This window comes from Actinocrinis sp., assembly GCF_035938995.1.
GTDB lineage: Bacteria > Actinomycetota > Actinomycetes > Streptomycetales > Catenulisporaceae > DASZGI01.
Genome location: NZ_DASZGI010000173.1, coordinates 1 through 20,092, shown reverse-complemented (window position 1 = coordinate 20,092; position 20,092 = coordinate 1). Strand labels below are relative to the sequence as shown.

The 20,092-nt window shown below is 71.2% G+C and carries 15 protein-coding genes and 1 pseudogene; all 16 read right to left on the bottom strand.

Annotated features, from left to right (window positions below; all coding sequences use genetic code 11):
- Positions 1 to 155 precede the first annotated feature (155 nt).
- Positions 156 to 1,148, bottom strand: coding sequence for a DMT family transporter (locus VGZ32_RS12535; RefSeq protein ID WP_326886141.1), 993 nt, complete (start codon positions 1,146 to 1,148; stop codon positions 156 to 158).
- A gap of 11 nt (positions 1,149 to 1,159) precedes the next feature.
- Positions 1,160 to 2,269 (bottom strand): M20/M25/M40 family metallo-hydrolase, encoded by a 1,110-nt coding sequence (locus VGZ32_RS12530; protein ID WP_326886140.1) that lies wholly within the window; start codon positions 2,267 to 2,269, stop codon positions 1,160 to 1,162.
- Positions 2,266 to 3,147 (bottom strand): [LysW]-aminoadipate kinase, encoded by an 882-nt coding sequence (locus VGZ32_RS12525; protein ID WP_326886139.1) that lies wholly within the window; start codon positions 3,145 to 3,147, stop codon positions 2,266 to 2,268. Before VGZ32_RS12525 ends, VGZ32_RS12530 begins: the two co-directional genes overlap by 4 nt.
- Before the next feature lie 7 nt (positions 3,148 to 3,154).
- The gene (gene argC / locus VGZ32_RS12520) at positions 3,155 to 4,177 is read right to left on the bottom strand and encodes an N-acetyl-gamma-glutamyl-phosphate reductase (protein ID WP_326886138.1); all 1,023 of its coding nucleotides are present in this window, start codon (positions 4,175 to 4,177) and stop codon (positions 3,155 to 3,157) included.
- Positions 4,174 to 5,034, bottom strand: coding sequence for a lysine biosynthesis protein LysX (gene lysX, locus VGZ32_RS12515; protein ID WP_326886137.1), 861 nt, complete (start codon positions 5,032 to 5,034; stop codon positions 4,174 to 4,176). Before lysX ends, argC begins: the two co-directional genes overlap by 4 nt.
- A 2-nt stretch (positions 5,035 to 5,036) precedes the next feature.
- Positions 5,037 to 5,222 carry a lysine biosynthesis protein LysW gene (locus tag VGZ32_RS12510; protein ID WP_326886136.1) on the bottom strand — a complete coding sequence of 62 codons (186 nt, stop codon included), beginning with the start codon at positions 5,220 to 5,222 and terminating at the stop codon, positions 5,037 to 5,039.
- Positions 5,223 to 5,267: 45 nt separating this feature from the next.
- Positions 5,268 to 6,344: a transketolase family protein gene (locus VGZ32_RS12505; protein ID WP_326886135.1), complete on the bottom strand. Its 1,077-nt coding sequence runs from the start codon at positions 6,342 to 6,344 to the stop codon at positions 5,268 to 5,270.
- Positions 6,341 to 7,171 carry a transketolase gene (locus tag VGZ32_RS12500; protein WP_326886134.1) on the bottom strand — a complete coding sequence of 277 codons (831 nt, stop codon included), beginning with the start codon at positions 7,169 to 7,171 and terminating at the stop codon, positions 6,341 to 6,343. The genes VGZ32_RS12505 and VGZ32_RS12500 overlap by 4 nt, the downstream gene beginning before the upstream one ends.
- Entirely contained in the window at positions 7,168 to 8,538 is a 1,371-nt protein-coding gene (locus tag VGZ32_RS12495) for a DegT/DnrJ/EryC1/StrS family aminotransferase (RefSeq protein ID WP_326886133.1), read from the bottom strand. The genes VGZ32_RS12500 and VGZ32_RS12495 overlap by 4 nt, the downstream gene beginning before the upstream one ends.
- 265 nt (positions 8,539 to 8,803) lie before the next feature.
- A complete protein-coding gene (locus tag VGZ32_RS12490) occupies positions 8,804 to 10,276 on the bottom strand; it encodes a DHA2 family efflux MFS transporter permease subunit (protein ID WP_326886132.1) in 1,473 nt (490 codons plus the stop codon).
- 95 nt (positions 10,277 to 10,371) lie between these two features.
- Positions 10,372 to 10,803, bottom strand: coding sequence for a DUF3291 domain-containing protein (locus VGZ32_RS12485; protein WP_326886131.1), 432 nt, complete (start codon positions 10,801 to 10,803; stop codon positions 10,372 to 10,374).
- 243 nt (positions 10,804 to 11,046) lie between these two features.
- Positions 11,047 to 12,348 (bottom strand): NAD(P)/FAD-dependent oxidoreductase, encoded by a 1,302-nt coding sequence (locus VGZ32_RS12480; protein WP_326886130.1) that lies wholly within the window; start codon positions 12,346 to 12,348, stop codon positions 11,047 to 11,049.
- Positions 12,349 to 12,393: 45 nt separating this feature from the next.
- Entirely contained in the window at positions 12,394 to 14,187 is a 1,794-nt protein-coding gene (locus tag VGZ32_RS12475) for an acyl-CoA dehydrogenase (protein WP_326886129.1), read from the bottom strand.
- Between the two features lie 17 nt (positions 14,188 to 14,204).
- On the bottom strand, positions 14,205 to 16,010 hold the full coding sequence (locus tag VGZ32_RS12470; RefSeq protein ID WP_326886128.1) for an acyl-CoA dehydrogenase family protein: 1,806 nt from the start codon (positions 16,008 to 16,010) through the stop codon (positions 14,205 to 14,207).
- An 11-nt stretch (positions 16,011 to 16,021) separates the two neighbouring features.
- Positions 16,022 to 17,647, bottom strand: a complete 1,626-nt coding sequence (locus VGZ32_RS12465; RefSeq protein ID WP_326886127.1) for a PfaD family polyunsaturated fatty acid/polyketide biosynthesis protein — start codon at positions 17,645 to 17,647, stop codon at positions 16,022 to 16,024.
- Between the two features lie 48 nt (positions 17,648 to 17,695).
- Positions 17,696 to 20,092: pseudogene (locus tag VGZ32_RS12460) on the bottom strand (hypothetical protein); the annotation flags it as partial.

The following is a 20,092-nucleotide window of genomic DNA, read 5'->3' as shown; positions in this document are numbered from 1 at the left end:
CTGCTGAGGATGTGGATCATCCGCTCCATGCTGAGCACGCAGGGGACCAACGCCCGGGTGCTGCGCATCGCGAACACCGCACTCGCGGTGCTGCGGGCGCGCGAAGCCGTCGGCGGGTTCCTCAGCAGTCTCCCGCCGAGGGGGATCCGTCGCGGCTAGCCTCGACGAGCTGAAACACTGTCCCGTTTCCGCTGCGCCCGAGTCGTGAGCACCAGCGCCGACACCACGAGCAGGCCGCCGACGGCCATGCCCGCCGTCGCGCGCTCGCCGAGGAGGAGCACGCCTCCCGCGACGCCGACGGCCGGGTAGAGGTAGAGGAACACAGCCGCCCGGGAAGGCGCCACTCGGGACACGCCGTAGTTCCACAGCAGCATGCCGATGATGTTGGGGCCGAGGCCGTACAGGACTAGAACAGTCCAGCTTCCAGCCGTCAGGTGTCCCGCCGCGGAGGCCATCGCGGGGCCGCCGACGGCGACGAGCGGGACGGTGCCGATCCACAGCGTCAGGGCGCTGACAGGGAGGGTGCCCATCCGGCGGATCAGCGGCCCGACGCAGACCGAGTACAACCCCCACATGGACGCGCCGAGCAGGATCAGCAAGCAGCCGACGAGCATCGAGGCGCGCACGTCCAGGCCACCGCCGGCGATCAGCAGCGTCGCGACCCCGGCCGCGCCCACCGCGAGCGCGCCGAGCAGCCGGGGCGTCGGCCGCTCCTTGAGCAGCAGAACGCTGAATCCGGCGATCCACAGCGATTCGGTGGACAGCAGGATGCCCGCCAATGCTGCTTGGACGTGTTGCGTGCCGTAGGTGACCGGAACGTTGTAGCCGACGATCCCGGCAAGTCCGCAGCCGACGAGCAGCAGCACGTCGCGGCGGGTCCAGCGTGCCGCCCCGGGCTGGCGGTAGCCGTGCGCGTGCAGCCGTGGCAGAACCGGAAGATAGAGCACGGAACACAATGCGAACCTGAGCCCGAGCACGCCGAGCGGGTCGGCGCGCAACACGAGATAGCGGGTGGCCACCGGGGCGAGGCCCCAGAGCACCACGGCGATCGTGATCGCGATGTACGCGGGCAGCGCACCGGACTCCGCGCGCGTGTGCTGCTCCGGTGCGACCCGCTCGGCGACGTCGGTCGTCACGCTGTCTGTCATCACGCTGTCCGTCATCGCAGCGCCGCGAGCCGCGCCCCGGCCAGTTCCCGCGCCGCGTGCTCGAGCGCGACGGTGAGCACGTCGATCGAGGCGGCGTACTCGCGCAGGTCGATGTGCTCGTGGTCGGTGTGGTCGAGGCTCGAGTCGCCGGGGCCGTAGACGGCCAGGGACACCGGCCAGAACTGGTTGACGATGTTCAGGTCCGCGGTGCCGGTCTTGAGCTTGAGCTTCGGCCGGCCCTGCTGTGCGCGGATGCCGGCGGACAGCGCGCGCACGGCGCCGCCAGAGGTGTCGACGAGCGCGGCCGGGGTGCGGTCTTCGATCGTGAGCACGCCGTCGGCGCGGCTCGCCTCGAGGAAGTCCTCGAACGCCGCCAGGTCGAATCCGGGCGGCGTGCGGCAGGAGAGAGTCAGCGCGGCGTTCTCGAGCGTGCCGGCCATCTCGTTCAGGGTCGGGATCGGCCGGTCGAAGGCGCGCCCGGCGGGGGCGAAGCCGTCGAGGTACGCGGTCATCCGGTTCCAGAACGCGATCGCGGCCTCGGTGGCCCGCTCCCCCGGATGCGCCGTGTGCGCGGCCGGGCGCGAGACCTCGTAGCGGGCCAGGAACCGGCCCTTGTAGCCGATGCCGATGCCGGCCCAGCCGTTGGGCTCGCCCACGATGGCCAGGTCCGGGGAGAAGTCCCGGGCCAGTTGGTGCGCGCCGCGCCCGAAGGTCTCCTCCTCGACGACTCCGGCGACCACGACCTGCGCGCCGCGCGCCTCCCAGCGGGACGCCGCGCAGATCATCGCGGCGAGCGGCCCCTTACAGTCCACGGTGCCGCGCCCGTGCAGGATGGATCCCTCCTGCCGCACCGGGATGTCGCCGGGGACGGTGTCCATGTGACTGGTGAGCATGATCATCGGCGCGTCGGGGTCGCCGCGCCGGCCGATCGCGTTGCCGGCCTCGTCCAGGTGGCTCTCGAAGCCCCACCGCGGCAGCACCCGCACCAGATGGGCGGCGATGTCCTGTTCGGAGCCCGAGACGGACGGGATCTCCACCAGGTCGCGCAGCAGCCGCTCCTCGGCGGTGTTCGGATCAGACGCCGTGTTCGAATCAGACGCCGTGTACGGCTCGGTCGTCACCCTCGTTCCCTCCCCGCGACCCCGTCCGCATCGAATACGGCAGCTGATTCGAAAACAGTGTCTGATTCAAAAACAGCATCTGACTCAAAAACAGTGCCCTGGCCCTCCCGCGCGGCCAGGATCGGCGACGGGTTGCGGCCGTCCGCCAGTACGACGCGCGCGACGCCGGCGGCCAGCGCCTCTCCGGCGGTGCGCAGCTTCACCCGCATGCGCCCGCCGACGGCCGCCACGTGGTCGGCGAGGTCGCTGTGGCGCACCTTCTCGATCAGGCTGTCGGGGTCGGCCGGGTCGCGCAGCAGCCCGGGGACGTTGGACAGCACGATCAGCCAGTCGGCGCGCAGCGCCCCGGCCACGGCGGCGGCGAGGCGGTCGGCGTCCACGTTCAGCGGACCCGCGGCCGGGTCGAGCGCAGGCGGCGAGAGGACCGGGGTGTATCCGGCGTCGAGCAGCAGGTTCAGTAGCCTGACATCCACTGCGGCGATCCGCCCGGTCAGGTCGTCGCGCACGACGCGCTCGGCCCCGTCGACCAGGACCCGCGCCGGCGCGGTCTTGACTGCCGTGACCACGCCCGCGTCGATGCCGGACAAACCGATCGCGGGCACGCCCTGCGCCAGAAGCGCCGCCACCAGAGCCGGCTTCACTCGGCCCAGGATCGCGGTGCTCAGGGTGTCCAGAGCCTCGGCGTCGGTGTAGCGGCTGTGCACGCCGCTGCGCGAGGTGAGGTGGCGAGTGGTCCGGCCGAGCTGCGCGCCGAGCCGGTCGGCCTCGGCGCCGCCGCCGTGCGCGACCACGACCCGGTGGCCCCGGCGGCGCAGCTCAGCGACGTCTGCGCAAGCCCCGCGCATCCGGTCGTCCAGCGAGCCGCCGATCTTGACCACGTGCAGCTCAGACCGGATGGAGTCCGGCGAACCCCAGGCCCGTTCGCTCGTCCCAGCCGAAGGCGAGGTTGAGACACTGGACGGCATTTCCTGCTCCCCCCTTCACGAGGTTGTCGAGCGCGGAGACGACCACGACGCGCTCGCCGCCGGGGTCGAGCGCCAGCCCGATGTCACAGAAGTTGGTGCCGCTGAGGATCTTCGGCTCGGGAAGGCGCCGAAGCGGGGAGCGCTCGCGGATCAGGCGGACGAACGGTTCGTCCCCGTACGCGTCGCGGTAGACCGCCCACAGGTCCCGCTCGGTGACCGGCCGGGCGGGCGTGACATGGCAGACGACCTGGACTCCGCGCACCGCCTCCACGCCGGTGACCGACATGCGCACCGGCACGCCGCACGCCTGCTCGATCTCCGCGGTGTGGCGGTGGCCGTGCGGCTTGTACATCCGCAGGGCTCCGCTGCGCTCGGGGTGGTGGCTGCCCTCGTCGGGGGTGGTGCCGCCGCCGCTCGACCCGGTGCGCGCGTCGACGATCACCGAGCCGTCGACGAGCCCTGCCGCGGCGAGCGGGTACAGCGCGAGGATCGCGGCGTTGGCCATGCAGCCGGCGACCGCGACGTGCTTCGCGCCGCGCAGCCCCTCCCGGTTCAGCTCCGGGATTCCGGCCTCGAACCGGGACAGCCATCCCGGGTCGGGCCCGGGGCCGCGGTAGTAGCGGGCGCGCACGGCCGGGTCGCGCACCCGGAAGTCCGCGCTGAGGTCGATGACCACCGGCGCCAGCGCGGACCACCGCTCGATCGACTCCCCGGACACCCCGTGCGGCGTGGCCAGGAACAGCACGTCGCAGGCCTCGAGGTCGTCCTGGCCGGCGAAGGCGAGGCCGGTCTGCCCGCGCAGGTTCGGGTGTGCGGTGTGCACCGGCCGCCCGGCGTTTCGGTTCGAGGTGACCTGGGCCAGCTCGACCATCGGATGCTGGGCCAGCAGCCGGACCGCCTCGCCGCCTATGTAGCCGCCGGCCCCGACCACCGAAGCCTTCACTCGCACAAGGTCTCCTCGATGTAGTCGACCAGCCGGTCGGCCAGGTCGATGCCGGTCGCCTCCACCAGGCCGTGGAACTCCATGGTGTGGTTGATCTCGTTGACCAGCAGCTCGCCGTCCGGGCGCTCGAGCAGGTCCACGGCGAGCAGGCCGCCGCCGACCGCGTCGGACGCCAGCCGGGTGAGCTTGACCAGCTCGTCGGTCAGCGGGCACGGCTCCGGCTTGCCGCCGCGCGCGGTGTTGGTGATCCAGTGGTCGGAGCCGCGGTAGATCGCCGCGACCACCTCGTCGCCGATGATCGCGACGCGGATGTCGCGGCCGGGCTTGTCGATGTACTCCTGGACGTAGAACACCGTGTGGATCGGCGACTTGAGCGCCTCCTTGTGCTCGATCAGCGCCTCGGCCGCGTCCCGGTCGTTGACCTTCGCCATCAGCCGGCCCCAGGAGCCGACCGCCGGCTTGACCACCGCCGGGTAGCCGATGCGCTCGATCGCCTCCAGGGCCGCGCGCGGGGTCAGCGCCACGATGGTGCGCGGGGTCGGCACGCCGGCGCAGGCCAGCGCCGTCGTGGTGAGGATCTTGTCGCCGCAGGTGGCGGTGACGTGCGCCGAGTTGAACACGGTCACGCCGCCGGCCTCGAACAGCCGCGCCGCGTAGACGCTGCGGGTGTGCGACATGATCCGGTTGAGCACGCCGCGGAACCGGGTCTCGGCCGGGCGCAGCTCGGCCATCAGGTCGCGCTCGTCCACCTGCAGATACGGCACGCGGCGCCGTTCGAGCGCGGTGAAGATGAGGTTCTCCTCGAGCCGGACGCGCGAAGTCAGAACGGCGAGCCGACCGTCGTGTCCGTCGATCACGGTTACTCCCCGAAGTCCTCTTCGATCTCCGGAGCCAGCGCCAGCTCGATCGGGTCGACGCTGAGCACCTCGAGCTCGACCCCGCAGTCCGGGCAGCCGACGATCGACGACACCCGCGCGTCCGCGGCGACCGGCACGGACTTGCCGCACTCCGGGCAGGCGGTGTTGATCACGGTATTGATGGCCATTTCAACCTCTCGTTTCTTCCTGGTGCCGGGCCGCCCGTTTGCGGCTCATCCGACGAAGGGCGACCACGGTCCCGCGGCACCCGCCACGCGTCTGGCCGCCGCGACGACGTGGGCGGGCGAGACGCCGTAGTGGGCCAGCTGTTCGCGGTGGGTGCCGGGGCGGTCGCAGAACACGTCCTCGATGCCGACGCGCTCGATCCGCACCGGGTGGCGGGAGCCGACCAGCTCAGCCACCGCGCCGCCGAGACCGCCGTACGCGGTGTGGTCCTCGACGGTCACGATGCCGCGGGTGTTGACCGCGGCCGCGAGGACCGCGTCCTCGTCCAGCGGCTTGAGGGTGTGCATGTTGAGCACCCGCGCCTCGACGCCCAGCAGCGACAGCTGCTGCGCAGCCTCCAGCGCGAACAGCACCGGATAGGCGCCCGCGGCGATGATGGCCACGTCGTCTCCCTGCCGCAGCTCGACCGACTGGCCGACGGCGAACAGCTGCTCGCCCTCGTACACCGGCGGGGTCGCGGCCCGGCCCATCCGGATGTAGACCGGTCCGGGCAGGTACGCGGCGGCTCTGACCATGCGGACGGTCTCAGCCGGGTCGGCCGGCGTCATGACGGTCATGTTGGGCATCGACCGCATGACCGCCAGGTCCTGCTGGGCGTGGTGGGTCGGGCCGTACGTCGCGCCGGAGAGACCGGCGTGCGTCGCGACGATGCGGACCGGCAGGTTGTGGTAGGCGATGTCGATCTTGACCTGCTCCAGCGCCCGCGCGGAGGCGAACGCGGCCATCGTGTTGACAAACGGGATCAGGCCGGTGCGGGCGAGCGCGGCCCCGACCGTCATCAGGTTCGCCTCGGCGATGCCCAGGTCGACGTACTGGTCCGGGAGTTCGGCCTCGAACTCGCGCTCGAGGCCGCCCATGTCGGTGTCCAGGCACCAGATCCGCCGGTCCGCGCGGGCCAGCTCCAGCAGTGCCGCCCGATACGCGGCTCGGTCCGAGTCTGGTATCGCACCAGCCGTACTTGCCGTGGCAGTGCTTGCAGGAGCAGTGCTTGCCGTGGCCGTGCTTGCAGGAGCAGTACCGCTCTTGGCAGCGACGGCCCGCGCGGACGCGAACGCCGCGCTCATGGCGCACCTCGCAGTGAGGCCAGCGCCCGTGCGTGGGTGTCCCGGCCGAGCGCCGCGTAGTGGCTCTGCTTGCGGTTCTCCAGGAAGCTCACGCCGCGCCCCTTCACGGTGTCGGCGATCAGCACGGTCGGCCGCCCGGTCTCAGCGGGGACCGAGTCCAGCGCCTCGACGAGTTGCCTGAGGTCGTGCCCTGAGACCGGGACCGCGCGCCAGCCGAAGGCGGTCCACCGGTCGGCCAGCGGCTCCAGCCGCATCCGCTTCTCGGTCGAGCCGTTGATCTGCAGCCGGTTGCGGTCCACGATCGCGGTCAGGTTGTCCAGTTCGAAGTGCGCGCCCGACATGGCCGCCTCCCAGACCGAGCCCTCCTGCAGCTCGCCGTCGCCGAGCAGGACGAAGGCCCGGTTCGGCCGCCCGGCGCGGCGGGCGGCCAGGGCGAGTCCGACCGCCAGCGACAGGCCGTGGCCGAGCGAGCCCGTGGCGAACTCCACGCCCGGCACCTTGGTGGTGGGGTGCGAGAGCAGCCGCCCGCCGGCCCGCCCGTAGGTCGCCAGCTCGGCCGGGTCGAAGAACCCGCGCTCGGCCAGGGTCGCGTAGAGGGCGGCGCTGGCGTGGCCCTTGCTGAGCACGAAGTGGTCGCGGTCCGGCCAGTCCGGCTCGTCGGGGCGCACGCGCAGCGTGTGGAAGTACAGCGCGACGAGGATGTCGGCCGCGGAGAGCGACCCGCCGAGGTGCGTGCCGAGCGGCGTGGCGCCGATCGCGAGGATGTGCTCCCGGACCGCGAGCGCCCGGGAGCGCAGCGCCGCCAACTCGTCGTCCCATGCGGTCATGCCAGGACGCCGGCCTCGACGAGCTGCTGACCGGAGCGCAGCGTCTTCATCGCGTCCCACGGCGGCGCGTACGGCATCGTGCGGGCCAGGTGCGCGATGGTGTCCAGGTTCGCCCAGACCTTGTGGAACGCCTCGGCGTACTCGGCCAGCGCGGGGCCCGCGTCGGGGTTCAGATGCATCCGGCGCAGCACCAGGGAGTCCTCGATCACCTGCGAGGTCACCGGGTAGTCGGCCAGGTCGTAGATCTGCGGCCGCGACTCGGGCAGCGTCCAGGGGTAGCCCTTGCCGTACGCCCTGCGCTCTTGGAAGACCGGCTGTCCGGGCAGCGGGACGATCTGGTAGAAGGTCAGCGGGACGCCCTCGGACAGCAGCGCGCGCCGCAGCGCCTGGCGGAACGGTCCGGCCTCGACGCCGTCGAGCCCGGCGGCCCGCGGGTCGAAGCGGAAGCGCAGCATGTGCCAGCTGTGCGTGCGGTCGGTCGGGAGCTTCGGCACGACGATGCCGGGCAGCTCGGCCAGCTTGTCCAGGAAGACCGGCACGTTCGCGTCCCGCTTGTGCTGGTACTCCCAGAACCGGGCGAGCTGGCTGCGGGTGAACGCGGCCAGGACCGAGCTGAGCTTGAGGTTGCTGCCCATGCAGTCCGAGATGTAGAGCCGGTTCGGGCCGCTCAGGTCCTCGCCGAGGACGCGCAGGCTCCGGATTTTCGCGGCGACCTCCGGGTCGTTCGTGGTGACCAGGCCGCCCTCGCCGCAGGTGGGGATGCTCTTCTCGACGTTCAGGCTGAAGCAGCCGATGTCGCCGATCGAGCCGCAGGTCTCGCCGCGGTACTTGCCGCCCTGGGCCTGGACGGTGTCCTCGATCACCAGCAGGTTGTACTTGCGCGCCAGGGCCCTGATCTCGTCCATGTCGGCCGGCAGGCCGCCGAGGTGCACCGGGATGATCGCCCGGGTCCGCTCGGTGATCTTGGCCTCGATCTGGTTGACGTCGATGTTGAAGGTGAGCGGGTCGATGTCCACGAAGACCGGGATCGCCAGCTGGTAGAGCGGCGCCATCGCGGTGGCGACGTAGCTGAGCGCGGGCACGATGACCTCGTCGCCCGGCTGGATGTCGAGCGCGGCCAGCGCCAGGTGCAGGGCGACGGTGCCGCTGTTGAGGGCGACCGCCTCGCGGGTGCCGGAGAACTCCGCCCACTCGCGCTCCAGCCCGTGGATCTCCTTCTCGTCCTTGGCGCCGACGGTGAACTTCCCGGTGTCCAGGACGCTGAGCACGGCCTCCCGGTCCGCCTGCGTCACCACCGGCCACTCGAGGCGGCGGTGCTCCGGCTGGACGACGGGGCGCCCGCCGTACATCGCGAGGTCGGACTTCATCGTCGGTTCCTTTCCGCAGACGTTCGTGGGGCTGAAACTCGGGCCGCCATAGGCGTTTTTGATCACCCGTTCCACGACATTACGGACATAGCCTGTAGCAGCGCTTAACCAAGAGCACTGCGATGGTTGCGCTGCGTGTGGCGGGAACGTGGATCAGACCTCAATGAAAAAACGGCGGCCGCCCGGGCACCGGTTCGGACGGCCGCCGCTCCGTAAGAAAGAAGAAAGACACGGCTCAGACGGACGCGACTCAGACAGACGCGACTCAAACGGACACAGCGACCGGTTCCTCGGCGGCGGGCGCGGGAAGCGGCGCGGTCGCGCGCGGGATGGCCAGTGCGCACAGCCCGCCGGCCATCACCACGGCGACGCCGACCCAGATCGCCGGGCGCAGTCCGCCGAGGAACTGCGCGGCTCCGGCCCCGGCGGATCCGCCGTAGTCGACGAAGACGGTGCTGAGCACGGCGATGCCCAGCGCGCCGCCGATCTCCCGGACGGTGGTGTTCGCGCCGGAGGCCTTCCCGGCGAACCGCGGGCCGACCGAGCCGATCACAACGGCGGCGGTGGGCGCGAACACGAAGCCCATCCCGATGCCAGACACGAGCATCGGGCCGGCTTCCAAGCCATAGGAGGTGTTCGCGGTGGCGATGAGGATGAGCCAGGCCAGGCCGCCGGCCTGGAGAAACAGGCCGAGCGCCATCAGCCGGCCGCCGCCGAGCCGGTCGGTCAGTGCTCCGGCCAGCGGCGCGACCACCATCGGCATCAGGGTCCAGGGCAGCAGCATCACCCCGGCCTGAAGCGGGGTGCGCGGCGGCGCGATCTGGAGGAACTGGACGATCAGGAACAGCGAGCCGAACACCCCGAAGTACATCGCCGCGGAAACGATGTTGGTGAGGGTGAACGCCCGGATCCGGTAGAAGGAGAGCGGCAGCAGCGGCCGGGCGGCCCGGCGCTGCCAGAGGGTGAAGACGGTGAGCAGCGCCACTCCGGCCGCGAACGCCCCGAGCACCCCGGCCGAGAGCCATCCGTCCGCCTGGGCGTGCACGATCCCCCAGACCACGGCGACCAGCCCGGCCGCGGCCAAGACCATGCCAGGCACGTCGAAGCCGACCTCGGGGAGCTTGCTCTCCGGCAGCAGCGCGAGCACCAGCGGGATCGAGACGACGCCGACCGGGATGTTGAGCCAGAAGATCCAGTGCCAGTCCAGGCCGCCGAGTACCGCGCCGCCGACGACCGGGCCGAGCGCGACGGCCACGCCGTTCAGGCTCGACCAGAGGCCCAGCGCCAGCGCGCGCTGCTTCGCCGGGACGGTCTGGGCCAGCAGCGAGAGGGACAGCGGCAGCACGGCCGCGGCGCCGACCCCCTGGACCGCCCGGGTGGCGATCAGCTCGGCGCTGGTGGTCGACAGGCCGCAGCCGACCGAGGCCACGGTGAACAGCACGATGCCCTGAATGAAGACCCTGCGGCGGCCGAACCGGTCGCCGAGAGCCGCGCCGGCCAGCAGCAGGCAGGCGAAGGCGAGGACGTAGGCGTTGATGAACCACTGCAGCTGCGCGGTCGAGGCGTGCAGCTTGAGCGCGAGGGTGCGCAGCGCCGTCGAGACGACGAGGTTGGACAGCGTGACCATCGCCATGGGAAGGCTGCAGGCGACGACGGCCACCCGCCACGGGGTGGCCTGCCGCGCCGGGGCAGCGCCCCGCTCGGCCGGCCCGGAGGCCCCCACATCCGATTCCGGCATCGCAGAGCTCTCCTCACGGTACGTACGTGTGGACGCAGCGCCCGTTGGCGCTGCGGTCGTGCGCGCCGCGAGTCGGTTCACTTCAGCTCAGTGCACTACGACTGAGTTCCGCTCGCGGCGGCCGCGGTGTCCTCGGTCTCCTTCTCGGCCAGCCGGCGCTTGGCGTCGTCCCAGGTGATCGGCAGCTGGTCGATCGGGACCTCCCAGAAGGTGAAGGTCGAGCGGCGCATGGTGGACCGCAGCCCGTTCATGATCCCCTGGTGCGGCTGCGTCTTGGCGTAGGTGTAGAGCGCGCCCCGGTCCTCCCAAGCGGACAGGGTGAAGAAGGTGCGCTTGGCCGGCTGCGCGATCAGCGAGGCGCCGAAGCAGCCCGGGGCTTTGCGCACCTGGTTCCAGGCGCCCATGGACTTCAGGAAGAAACGGGGCACGTCCAGCAGCGAGCGCAGTTCGAACTTCGACGACATGACGTACGCCTGGGTGACTCCCGGCGCGGGCTTGTTCGGAGTGGTCCAGGGCAGAGTGGGCACGATCGCGGCCTTCCTCGGGATGTGCAGCGGGGCGGGGCGCGGCGGACCGGAACTGCCCGCCGCGGCGTGGGAGGGTGCTGCTATCGGTTGTCGGTGGTCATCGTAGGGACCGGTTCCCGCGCGCACCATCGCCGACACGGGTCCGGAACCAGATATCGAGAACCGCTAAAGCCCGCCTTAATCCCGCCGGTCCGCGCTGTGCACGCCGACCGGCGGGATCCGCCGCGCCCCGGCCCGGCCGTGTCAGGACGCGGAGATCTCGCGCAGGAGCTGGAGCGCGGCGTCCCGGCCCGAGGAGAAGCCGGCCTCGTGCGACCCGATCTGGTCGAAGTGCAGCTGCTTGGAGTGGAAGTACGAGCCGCACAGCTTGACCCGCCCGCCCTCGTTGACCTTGTAGATGGTCTCCTGGAGGTTGCGCAGGTCCAGGTCGATGATCGGGTGGGTGTAGTCGATCTCCCGGATGACCAGGTCCTCGCGGATCGGCAGCGGGTAGTCGAGGGTGGCGAAGTAGTCCAGCTCCGACTCGAACCGGTGCAGCTTGTTCATGTAGTAGGCCACGAACGGCTTCACCGCGCCGTCGACGGTGACCTTGCCGTAGTTCCAGTTCTCCCAGCGGCTGCGGTCGGCCGGCATGCACGAGGCGTCGGTGTGCAGGACGACCTTGGAGGCGTTGTAGCGGATCTTGGCCAGCGTCTCGCGCTGCACCGCGTTGGGGTTGACCAGCAGCTCGCGCGCCTGGTCGCCGTGGCAGGCGACGATCGCGTAGTCGTACTTGTCCTCGCCCTCGGCGGTGACCACGGTCACCCCGTCCGGGTCCTGGCGGATCGCGGTGACCGGCTCGCCCACCCGCAGCTTCGGGTCGATCGCCGCGACCGCCTTGCGCACGTAGTTGATCGAGCCGCCCTTGACCGTGTTCCACTCGACCCGCTGGCCGCCGAGGCCGCCCTCGTCGTGGGCCATGAAGAACGCGATGACGGTGGTGGCCGGCATCTCCCAGATCAGCTCGGCCGGGACCGACCACACGGCGGTGCACAGCAGGATCACGTAGCCGTAGCGGAAGTCCTGGCTGTAGCCGCCGCGGTCGAGGTACTCGCCCAGCGGCATGTCGGTGCGCTTGCGGAAGAAGTCGCGGCGGCCCTCGTCGTGGAAGCGCCGCGCCTCCCGCCACAGGTTCTGGAAGTCCTCCGCGTAGTTGGCCGTGACCTCCTCCTCGGACAGGTTCAGCTCGGCGGTGCCGTACTGGGTGCCGGTGTCCAGGTCGAAGAAGTTGAAGCCGCCGAGGTGCTGGACGGTCTCGACGCCGAGCTCCTCGAAGAACTTGCTGACGTTCGGGTAGCTCGGCTTGTTGAAGACCACGAAGGCGGTGTCGATGCCGACGGTGCGCCCGGCGTCCTGGACCTCGATGGTGTTGGCGTGGCCGCCGAGCCGGTCCTCGGCCTCGTACAGCGTGATCGCGGCGTGCCCGCGCAGCTGGTAGGCCGCGGAGAGGCCGGAGACCCCGGCGCCGACGACCGCGACGCTCGGCTTGTCTGGCGTTGCAGGCATTGCGTGTCCTCCAGTAGTCGTGTTTCCTCGCGGCCAGGTCAGCCGTCAGTTGTGCGCGCTCGCCACGTCGCCGCGGTCCGCGAGCTGGAACTGCCAGTACGAGAACAGCCGGTTCTCCCGGTACATGTGCCGCAGGATCCGCATGACCTCGTCGACCACCGCGACGTCGGTGATCGCCTCGTGCGGCCGGAAGTGCCGGTGCAGCCGCTCCATCTGGAGCAGCAGCAGGGCGCCGCTGGGCAGCGGGTCCTCCATGAGGCCGTGCGAGTACACGTGCGTGTGCACGCACGCGGCCGCGGCGTGCATGAGGCTGTACTGCTTGGCGAGGTCGAACAGCTCGGCCGACTGGGCGTACTCCTTGCCGAACTGCTCGCGCAGCGCGGCGCACTCCTCGCGCAGCCGGGGCGCCTGGCCGACCAGGGTCTCGGCGGCGTCGGCGGCGCGCAGCAGCCAGTCGCGCTCCTGCGGCTTGGCGTCGGCGGCGAGGACGCGCAGCTTCGCCAGCGAGTCGGGGAAGGCCAGCAGCGCGTCGTCCTTGCCGCGGCTGAACAGCTCCTGGCGCCACGGCTGGTAGGGCGGCATCTCGGCGTCCATGTCGTAGAGCACGCCGACGCGCTCGATCGACTCGGCCCTGAGCTCTTCGCCGGCGTCGCCCATCGTGGCGACCAGCTGGTCGAGTTGCAGCGCGATGTTCTTGAGATTGACCACGGTGTTGCCGTCGGCGAAGTTCGCCACGACCAGGTCGCGCCCCATCTTCTGCTGGATGCCGTAGTGCGGGTGGGCGCGCAGGTAGAACCGGGCGCCGATGACGACGTTGAGCTGGGACACGGTCCCCTCGAACAGCGTGGGTAGGAAGTACTTGGAGACGGAGGACCACACGCTGGTCTGCTGGGGCGCCACCTGGAGGGCGCGCACGGCGCCGAGTGCGACCGCGTCGCCGATGAACAGGTCCGCGAAGCACTCGACGAGCTGGCGGCGCGAGTAAGGGATGTCGGCGACGGCCTTGCCGAAGATGATCCGGTTCTCGGCGAAGTCCATCACCACGCGCATGCTGGTGTCGGCCGCGGACAGCGCCAGGCAGCCGATCACGGTCCTGGCGGTCTGGGCGGTCTTCAGGGCCAGCTCCAGCCCCTGGCCCTCGCGTCCGACGAGCGCGGAGTCGGGCACGAAGACGCCGTCGAGGCGCACGCCGCTCATGTCGATGGCGCGCAGGCCGTGCAGGCGCTCGTTGGGCAGTTCGTCGACGGTGCCCGCCGGCGCCTTGCGCTTCTCGAGCATGAAGATCGAGTACCCGGCCGGGCCGCCCTTCGGATCGGTGCGGGCGAAGATGGCCAGGCCGTCGGCGACGGTGGCGTTGCCGATCAGCCACTTCTCGCCGCCCAGCAGGTATCCGCCGTCGACCTTCACCGCGCGCATGCCGTTGTTGAGCAGGTCGCTGCCGTGATCGCGCTCGGACAGGCCCCAGGCGTAGACGCCGCCGTTCTTGATCGCGGAGATCAAGTGGCGCTTCTGCTCGTCGGTGCCCGCGATCCAGGTCGGCATGAAGGCCAGGCTGGTGAGCATGAGCGCGGCCGCACTGGTCGGGTCGCGCCGGGCGACCATCCGCATCAGGTTGAATCCGACCTCGACGTCGGTGGCCATACCGCCGTGCGAGCCCGGCAGGGCGTACTCGGGCAGGTGGCGGCGCTGGAGCATGTTGAGGAGCGGGTACGGATACTCTTCCCGTTCGTCGAACTCCAGGACGTCCTTGAACGACATGCGGCTGGCCGGGTCGTGCGGGTCACCGAGGTGGCGCTCCAGCTCGCCCGCCAAGTCCACCAGGTGTGCCTTCTTCGACACGAGTCCTCCCAGATCTCCTATGACCGGTCGTCCGGTCGGACGGGCGGCTCGCCGGGGCGGGCCAGCTGGACGGGTACGGCGCAGAAGAGCCGGTCCGCGCCGTGCAGGGCGGCGACGGCGGCGAGGGCGGGCTCCAGCTCCGGCCCGGCGGCGCGCCGGGGGTCGGTGCCGTCGGCCTTGGCGAGCAGGTAGGCCAGGGCGGCCTCGAGCCAGCCGGGCGCGCCGGGTTCGGCCCCGTACAGGGCGGTGTCCCGGTTCGCCCACCACAGGTGCACCGCGCAGGCGGCGGTGTGCAGCCAGGCGAACCGCTCGGCTAGGTCGACCAGGGCGTTGTCCTTCGCGGCGGAGGCGCGGGCCGCGGCGATCTCGCGGTCGAGCCCCGAGACGGCGTCGGCGAGCCGGCCGACCAGCGCGGCGGCGTCGTCGGCGCCGGACTCGGCCAGTTCCTTGCCGGCCTCCTCGGCGACGGCGGCGAGCCCGGCGGTCGCCGGGTCCTTGCCGCGGGCGTTCAGGTCGAGGCGCTCGGGCTGGTAGGCCGGAAGCGGCGCGTCGAGGCGGAAGACGGTGCGTAGCGCGTCGGCGTCGCCGGAGGGGGTGAGGCCGTCCGCGGACGGGGCCAGTGCCAACGCCAGCGCGGGCAGTTGGCCGGTGTAAGAACGCAGATTCGCGACCGTGCTGGTGTCGACCACGCGGCAGAGCGCCGAATCGCGCAGCAGCTTTTGGTACATCCCGCCGCCCGGGCCTTCGGTGCGCAGCACCGAGCGGGTGGCGAGCACGGTCCCGCAGTGCGTCATCAGGTCGGCGGTGGCCTCGGCGACGACGTGCTTGGCCGCGCACCCCCACACGCTGAAGACTTCGGGGGCGACGTGGATGCCGCGGACCGCAGCGAGCGCCGCGATGTCGGCGGCGATGACCGCAGCCGAGGCCGCCGCCAGTTCGCGGCGCGGGTAGGGCGCGTCGATGAGGGTCGCGCGGCCGATCGTGCGCGTCGAGGCGAAGTCCAGGGTGAGGCGCAGCGCGGTGTCGGCGCAGCCGAGGCTGCCCGCCATGCTCATGACCCTGATGACCTGCTGCGCCTTGACGGCCGATTCGAGCGCCTCGCCGGTGCGGCCGACGAGGGCGTCGGCGGGGACCGGCAGGGCGTCGAAGGTGAAGTGCGCGAAGTCGATGCCGCGCATGCCGCCGGCGCGCACTGCGGTGTCGCGCCGCAGGTGCTCCGAGTCCACGTGTTCCGCATCACGGCCGGTCAGGTCGAGCAGCACGGCGGAGAACGCGCCGGGGCCGCGCTCGCCGGTGCGGGCGACCACGTAGACCGCGTCGGCCGAGGCGCCACGCCCTACGAGCCACTTCTCGCCGCTCAGCAGCCAGCCGCCGTCCGCGGCCGGTTCCAGGCGCGCGGAGTTCGCTAGCAGGTCGCTGCCGTGCTCGGCCTCGGACAGGGCGAAGCCGACGGCGCCGCCGCGGGCCAGAATTCGCGCCGCGTGCTGCTGCTGCTCGGCCGAGCCGTGCAGGATCAGGCAGGTGGCGGCGGTGATACTGAACATCGTGGCGGGCATGACGTTCAGGTCGCGCCGGGCGGCCGTGCGCACCAGGATCATGCTGTCGTAGAAGGAGCGGAAGGCGCCGCCCCATTCGGCGGGCACGTAGTTCAGGTGGAAGCCGGTCTCGCGCAGCGCGGCCGTCAGCTGCTCCGGGTACTCGTCGCGCTCGTCGCGGGCGACGGCGGCGGCGAATCCGTAGGGGTTGTCGGCCCGGCGCGGATCGCCCAGCAGCGTTTCGAGCCGCGCCGCCGCCTCGGCTCCGGGGAGCGCAGTGGACGTCACCGCACGGGCGTTCACAGCGCGCCTTCCAGTACGGCGTCCGCCGCGGATTCCAGCGGGACGGGCCGGTAGTCGGCGGCGGTCGGCGGGAAGTTGACGCCGGCCGAGCGCAACTGGGCGACGCGGGTGTGGAACGCGGCGCCGCGCATGAGGTGCTGCGCCACATCAGCGACCCGCCGATTGCCCGAGGGCTTGAGGTAGCTGGCGGTCACCCAGTCGTTGAAGCTGCCCATCGCCGGGCCGCACCAGACCTGGTAGTCCAGGATGCGGTCGGCCTCACCGACGGTCGACCAGCGCGAGGACATCCCCAGGTACCAGCGGAAGACCAGCGCCATCCGGCGCTTGGGGTTGCCGGCGGCGCGGGCCAGCTGCTCCGGGTCGCGCCGCTCGAAGTAGCCGACGCAGTCCTGCCAGACGTCGTCGAGCGGCCGGCGGAAGATCTGCGTCTCGAGGCGGACCCGCTCGGAGTCGGGGATCGCCTCGAGGCCGTCATATGCCTGGTAGAGCTCGTACAGCCGCTTGGCCCGCATCGGGAACAGCGTGCCCTTCTTGAGCACCTGGAGCTCGACGCCCATCTCGAACATGTCCGCGGCCGGCGCCATCTCGCAGTCGGCGATCCCGGCCTCGGCCAGCAGCGCCCGGGTGGCCTTGGACGCGCCGGACTCCAGGCAGGACTGGTTGACCGAGCCGGTGACCACGTAGGCGGCGCCCATCGCGAACGCGGCGGCCACCGCGACCGGGGTGCCGAGGCCCCCGGCCGCGCCGACCCGGATCGGGCTCGGGTAGTGCTGCTCGTACTGCACGGTGTCGCGCAGCCGCAGGATCGTGGGCAGCAGGGCGGGCAGCGGGCGCCGGTCGGTGTGGCCGCCGGAGTCGGCCTCGACCGTGACGTCGTCGGCCAGCGGCACGATCCTGGCCAGTTCGGCCTGCGCCGCGGTGATCAGGCCCTGCTGCAGCAGCCCGGTGACCATCTGTTCGGGGGCCGGGCGCATGAACTTCTCGGCGGTCTCCGGCCGGGAGATCTTGGCGATCAGCCGGTGCCCCGCCACGACGCGCCCGTCGGGGTCCCGGCGCAGGCCGGACACCCGGTAGCGCACCACGTGCGGTGTCAGGCCCATGAACGCGGAGGCCTCGACGCAGGTAACGCCGTGCCGCAGGAACAGCTCGACCGCCTCGCGCTCCAGGCGCTCCTCGCTCGGGCTGTGGATCAGGTTGACCGCGTAGGGCAGTCCGGGGATCTCCGCGGCGAACCGGGCCAGGGCCTTCTCGATGGTCTCCGGCAGCAGGCCGGCCGCGCCGTAGGAGGCGAGAAAGCCTTCGCGGGCCAGGGCGATGACCATGTCGGCGGAGGCGATGCCCCCGGCCATCGCCCCGGCGTAGTACGCGTAGCGCACCCCGTGGGCCGCGCGGAACGCCGCGGAGCCCAGACGCTCGGGGGGCAGCGGCGCGACCGCGGCCAGCAGCGGCAGCCCGGAGCCCGCCGGCCCCGGAGCCCCGCCGGCGACCGCGCCGATCCCCTTCGGGGTGTGCACGACGTAGCAGGGACGCTCGATGTCGGCCAGCGCCTGGTAGATCCCGGCCGCGTCGGTGCTCGGGTACTGCTCCCCATACCAGTGGAGCGGGGTCTGTCGGGTGTCCATGGGTGGGCACACTCTCCTCGGGGGTGCTGCTGCGGGCGGACTTGCCTGTCAGGCCCCTTCGGGGCGGACCTCGATGGCGACGTCGATCAGCTCGTAGATGCGCAGGCCCGGCTTCCACAGATCCGCGTCGCCGATGACCAGCAGGCGGTCGGCCTCCCGGCGCACCTCCTTGATGTGCACGTCGAAGAAGAGCTCGCCGTCGTTGCGCAGGATCTGGCCGCGGTACTTCCAGCTCATCTCGACGCCGGTGGCCATCGCGAAGCGCGGCCGCACCATGCCCTCGGCGAGGTTGTGTTCGAGGACGAACAGGCGCATCGCCTGGAGGATCGCCTCGACGCCGAGGGAGCCGGGCATGACCGGGTCGCGGTGGAAGTGGCAGGAGAAGTACCACTCGTCCGGGCGGACGACGCGGTGCCCGTGCAGGTAGCCGCGGCCGTGCTTGCCGCCGTCGGCGACCAGGTCGACCCAGTCGACCAGGTGGAAGTGCTCGCCGGGCAGGTGCAGGTTGCCGCCGGCCGGGTCGGTGAACGCGGGGGCGTCGTCGGGCAGTTCGATGCGCCGCGGGGTGACCGCGCCGCCCTGCTGCTCGAGCCAGGTGGGGATGTACTTGCCGTTGTCCATGCCGACCTGGTTGGCCAGCGCGGCCTCGCTGAAGTAGCCGAACAGCGACTCGCCGGTGTAGAAGACCTCTCCGTCGGCGGACAGCTCGTAGGAGAAGTTCTGCAGCACCGCGCCGGTGACCGCGCTGGTCATCAGCAGCTTGGAGTGGTGCCGGATGGTCTTGCCGCGCAGGTCGACGTCCTTGACCAGGGTGGCCCGGCCGTCGAGGTTGCGGATCGAGTACTGGGTGCCGGTCTTCTTGAGCGTCGCGCCCAGGTAGTAGCCGAGCAGGATGGCGGCCTGCAGCGAGCTCTCCATGTAGACGCAGTTCGGCATGTGCGGGTACGAGTTCTTCTCGAAGTACCACGCGTCCGCCGGGGAGTCGTACTCGGTGACCATCTCCCCGCGCTTCAGGTCGCCGCGGGTGCCGTCCAGGGACATGATGCGGTCGACGAACTGGAAGTCGCCGTTGGGGATGTAGGGGGCGCGGCTTTCGGCGTAGACGTCGAACTCGGGGCCCATCGCGGTGCCCAGGTCGCCCTTCGCGGCGTGCGCCAGGTGCAGCTCGTTGATCATCGCCGGCTCGCCGTTGCGGTTGCGCCGGCCGAGGAACTCGGGGATGCCGCCGGGGCCGGGGCGGTACGGGGCGCCGTCCTTCTCGCGGATCTGGATGCCGAAGTTGTGCATCCGGATCACCGGCTTGTCGCCGAGGTAGACCAGGACGTCCGCGATCACCGACGGGCGCGGCAGGAGCGTCAGCTCCATGACCTCGATCTCATAGCGGATCTCCGAGTGCTGCGGGGTGATCTGGCCGCGCACCTGGACCTCGGTCTGCAGGCCGATGATGGTCTGGAACCGGGCGTCCGGCAGGACCAGGTGCATACCCTGGTGCAGCAGGTAGGTCTGGAGGATCTGCACTGCGCCCTCGGCCACCATCGAGCCGGCCAGCACCGGGTCGTCCGGGAAGTGGCACTCGAAGTACCAGGCGTCCGGCTCGAGCCGCTTCACGGCGCTGATGGCGCCGATGCCGCGCGGGCCGCCCTTGCGGTCGATGTCGATCTCGTCGACCATGCGCAGCTTCGCGACCGGGAGCCGCAGCGCCGGGTTGAGGCCGGGGTCCTGGGCGTGGTGCGGGCCGAAGACGTCGCCGGGCCGGCCGGCGGCGAGCAGTTCGAGGTCCGCGGCGTCGAGGTGGTTCTTGTCGGTGTAGGCCAGCGGCTTGAACCAGGTCTTGGTGAGCGCGGCGCGCTCGGCCTTCTGCTTCTCGGTCATGACGACGCCGAGCGGGGTGTGGAGCTCCTGGTCGCTGAAGAAGCCGGCGCAGGCGTCCTTGAGCTCGAGGATGAGCTCGCCGTCGGCGTAGCAGTAGTAGGAGAAGAAGAACAGGGTGGTGTCGCCTTGGCGCACGAACTTGTTGATGGAGATGTCGTAGCGCAGGGTCTGGCCGGTCTTGGGCAGGTCGCCGATGAAGACCAGGGTGCTGTCGAGCAGCCGGTAAACCCGCTTGCCCTTGTTGCGGAAGTCGATGCCCAGGTAGCTGATCAGCAGCAGGTCGCACTGGCCGGCCTCGATCGCGACCGCCGGCGGGACGCCGCCGTCGACCGCGTACCAGGCGTCGACGGGCACGTCGTACTCGGTCCGGATGAAGGACTTCTCGTAGACCCCGGTCTTGCCCTCCAGGGCGGTGACCCGGGTGACGAAGTGGTACGGCTCGGCGGGCAGCCGCACCCGCTTTCCGTAGCCGTCGATCTCGGCGAATTCGGGCCCGAACACCTTCGCGATGCTGCCGGTGGCGAACTCGACCAGGTCCTGGTAGTCCCAGATCACGCCCTCCGGCTTGATCCG